Source organism: Flavobacterium sp. (assembly GCF_035456225.1).
GTDB lineage: Bacteria > Bacteroidota > Bacteroidia > Flavobacteriales > Flavobacteriaceae > Flavobacterium.
Genome location: NZ_DATIDM010000115.1, coordinates 1 through 3,671, shown reverse-complemented (window position 1 = coordinate 3,671; position 3,671 = coordinate 1). Strand labels below are relative to the sequence as shown.

At 38.2% G+C, this 3,671-nt stretch carries 3 protein-coding genes; all 3 read right to left on the bottom strand.

The genetic code is table 11. The annotated features are described in order from the left end of the window. Nucleotides 1-61: 61 nt before the first annotated feature. Nucleotides 62-1,039 (bottom strand): alpha/beta hydrolase, encoded by a 978-nt coding sequence (locus VLB74_RS07085; protein ID WP_325202762.1) that lies wholly within the window; start codon nt 1,037-1,039, stop codon nt 62-64. 42 nt (nt 1,040-1,081) lie between these two features. Beyond that, on the bottom strand, nt 1,082-2,515 hold the full coding sequence (locus VLB74_RS07080; protein WP_325202761.1) for a sialate O-acetylesterase: 1,434 nt from the start codon (nt 2,513-2,515) through the stop codon (nt 1,082-1,084). 89 nt (nt 2,516-2,604) lie between these two features. Then, nucleotides 2,605-3,671 (bottom strand): DUF4955 domain-containing protein (locus VLB74_RS07075; RefSeq protein ID WP_325202760.1); only part of this gene is annotated, 1,067 nt, incomplete at its 5' end.

Here is a 3,671-nt window from a genome sequence, read left to right as displayed (position 1 = left end):
AAAGAGTGAAATGTGGCTTTGTATAAAGGTCCCGGCTGCAACGGTTTGAATGCTGTAGATTTTATTCTTTTTTCAAATTGACTGCGACTTCAGATGGAATTTTTATCAAATCATTTTCAGCTAACCATTTTTCGCAGGCATTGGGCCAATTTTTATTGGTTCCTTCAATTCCTAAACCAAAACCATGTCCGCCATTTTCATACAAATGCATTTCGACCGGAACTTTATTTTGCTTTAATGCCAAATAATAATTGATGCTGTTTTCAACCGGCACCGATTTGTCATCGGTAGCATGCATTAAAAATGTTTTTGGCGTTGTTTTGGTAACCTGTTTTTCATTCGAATATTTGGCAATCATTTCACTGCTGGCATTTTTTCCTAAAAGGTTTTCTTTTGATCCACGGTGCGTAATTCCGTCTTCCATAGAAATTACCGGATAAATCAAAATAGAGAAATCGGGACGTGCGCTGGTATTATCTTTGGATTCATACACTTTGTCATTGTAATGTGTGGACAAAGTAGAAGCCAAATGTCCTCCTGCCGAAAAGCCCATGATTCCAATTTTTGAGGCATCAAGATTCCATTTGTCAGCATTTCGGCGTAAAGTTCTTATCGCTTCCTGAGCATCCTGCAAAGGGCCGATTGTTTTGTTTTCCATAATGACATCGCTTGGAAGCCTGTACTTCAAAACAAAAGCCGAGACACCAATAGACTGAAGCCATTTGGCTACTTTATCACCCTCATCTTCATGAGACAAATGAGAATAAGCGCCACCTGGGCAAATAATTACTGCTGTATTTTTACCTCCTTTGTTGTTTGTCAAAAAACATTTTAAGGTTGGCTCCGTCACTTTTTGAATTATTGAGACATTGTAATCCTTGTCTATTCTTGTTTCTTCCAGATATCCTTTAGCTTCTATAGAATTGGGGATTTTGTCCCATAATTTTATTTCATTGCTTTGCGAAAAAGAAGAAATACTCATTCCAAAGAATAAAATTAATGAGGATGCTTTTTTAGATAAAATATTTGATTCAGTCATAAAATTTGGTTTTGAAAATGTATTTTTTCAATTAGGCAATCATTACCAATCATCAGTTCTAAAACTGCTCGCAGGAAATCCTTCGGTGTTAAACAAGTCGCCCACCACAAAATCTTTAAAGGCATATCGCACAGCCACAGGATTAGGAACCTCTTCTGATGATACCGTTAATACCCCTCTTGTGATAACTGCTTTTGCCGGATGAAAAATCTTATCGGCTCCTGCAATTTCAAAATTGTTCAAAGGTTTTCCATAAGAAGTCAAACCGTTTACTGAATTGCTGAATTGGACAGTTGCCACATTACCGGCATAACTAACAGATTCAAACATAGGAGAAGCATACGGAAATCCCTTTAAACCGTAGGTTTTTGCCAATGCCATATAAGCTAATCGCTTACCAACTGTTTCCTTATCCCAGGGATGAATGAAAATTTCATTACCAATATCCAAAGTAACTGCCATACCGCTGTTTGGAATTACCGCCAATGCTTTTCTTTGGGAGTCTCTCAAATAAGCGGAGTTCAGTTTGGGGTCGGATTCTACGGGTTTATTTTGGTACGGTGCAATCTGCACATAGTAAAACGGAAGATTGGCATCATTTGATTTTGTTCTCAGCATTTTTACAAAAGCAGGAAACAAGGTTTCGTATTGTTTCGGTTTATTGTAATTGGTTTCTCCCTGATACCAGATACAGCCTTTGAAAGTATAACCCAACAAAGGATGCAACATGGCATTATAAACCGCAGTGGCATTTTTATTATCGATTTTTTGTGAAGTATCCGTTTTTGATGGAAAGGAGGTTACATCAGGGAATGGTTTCAATGCTTCTTCATCCATAAAACTTTCTACGGGAGTGCCACCATAACTGCTGCAGACTAGGCCAATTGGCACTTTTAACTTCGCATACAATAATCTTCCAAAGTAATAAGCAGTCGCGCTGAAGTTGGTAACCGATTCGGGTTCAGCTTCATTCCAAGTTGTTTTATTGGAATCATCCTGAGCCTCTCTCTGAACTGCTTTTGGTACTGTATATAACCTGATTTTGTCATTGTCTGAATTAAAAATTGCATCGCTTGCACCAAGAATAGGCTGACCCATGAAGCCCTTCATTGGCATTTCCATATTACTTTGCCCGCTGCAAAGCCATACTTCGCCTATCAAAACATTTTTAATGGTAATGCTATTATTTGGCTCACTTATTTTTATTTCATAAGGGCCTCCCGCTGCCGGAGTGGCAACATTGGCTTTCCATTTTCCGTTTGAATCGGCAGTAACGGTAACCTTCTTTTTGTCCCAAGAGGAGACAAGAGTTACTGTTGCTCCTGCCGTACTCCAACCCCAAATCAAAGGATGCGATTGTTGCTGCAACACCATATTGTCCGAAAACAAATACGGAAGCTTGATAGCGCTAAAAGCTGTACTTCCAAAAAAAGTAAAGCAAATTAGATAAATAATCAGTTGTTTTTGTGGTTTCATGGTTTTGGTTATTTCTGGAATTAGGTTATTATTTAATCATTTGAAATGTAGTTTAAAAAGCTATTCTGAACTCGTTGAAAAATCTCGGACTAATTCATTTCTTTAATCCATTTGGGTAATTTACCCAATCGTAATTTCAATTGAGCTTCATACAACGAAGCGGGTTCAACAGCTGTGCCAATGGATTCGGACTGCCCCAATTGTTCCATTTTAAAAGTGGTTCCCTTGCTTGTAAAACCAACAATTACGGGATTTGGAACTTTCCACCATTCAAAAACTGCTGAGGGAGGCCAAAATTCAAAATCTTTAACCGCTTCATTGGTTTGTTTATAATTCCATAAAACCAAGCCTTGCATGTGATTGGGCATATTTTGTTTTGCCCCTCCGCCGTGACTGTTCATCAAACCGCCTTCAACTCCATCAAGCAATGTATTTCTGGGTTGGCTCGAATGTGATTCAAAACAAGTGGTCGCAGGGTATTTGCATTTCCAAATGACGGTATTCATAGTTCCTCCCGTAGTCCCAAAAGAATGCCATTGCGAAGCTTCATCAATGCATTTAGCAATCAGTACATTCGTAGAACCTCCGGAGCTTATTGCTTCATGTCCCGCATTACCATTTACCAAACAATTCAAAACGGTGACATTGGCACTTTGTGAAATGGTTGCCGCTACACTACAATCAGTAAAACGGCAATTTTTTATCCACGAATTTGTAGCTTTCTGAAGTCGAAGCATGGTATAACCACTATCGTCTTTCCAGGAGCGATGGTGTACAAATTTCTCTTTCCAGTTACCCACAAATGCAATATCTTCTATCCCAATCTCTTCATTATTGGCATATTTATAAACATCCCATTGGTATTTTGGATCGATTGTGTATGAAATGGGAGCATTCAGTGTAAGCTTCCCATTCTTTATATTTTTAATTTGATAAAAAACTTTAACATCAATTCCTTTTTCTATTAGATTAGTCCACTCTGGTTCTACTTTATTGTTTTTTAATTCGGACACAATTAAAGCTTTATCGTTATTCAACAATTTTAATGCAATCCAGTCACCCGTTTTTAAACCTTCGGTAGTATTTACCTGAATACTCAAATCACCAACAGCTGCTGCTGCGGTAACCTGTCCTATTTTTTTATCCGAACCGGAAC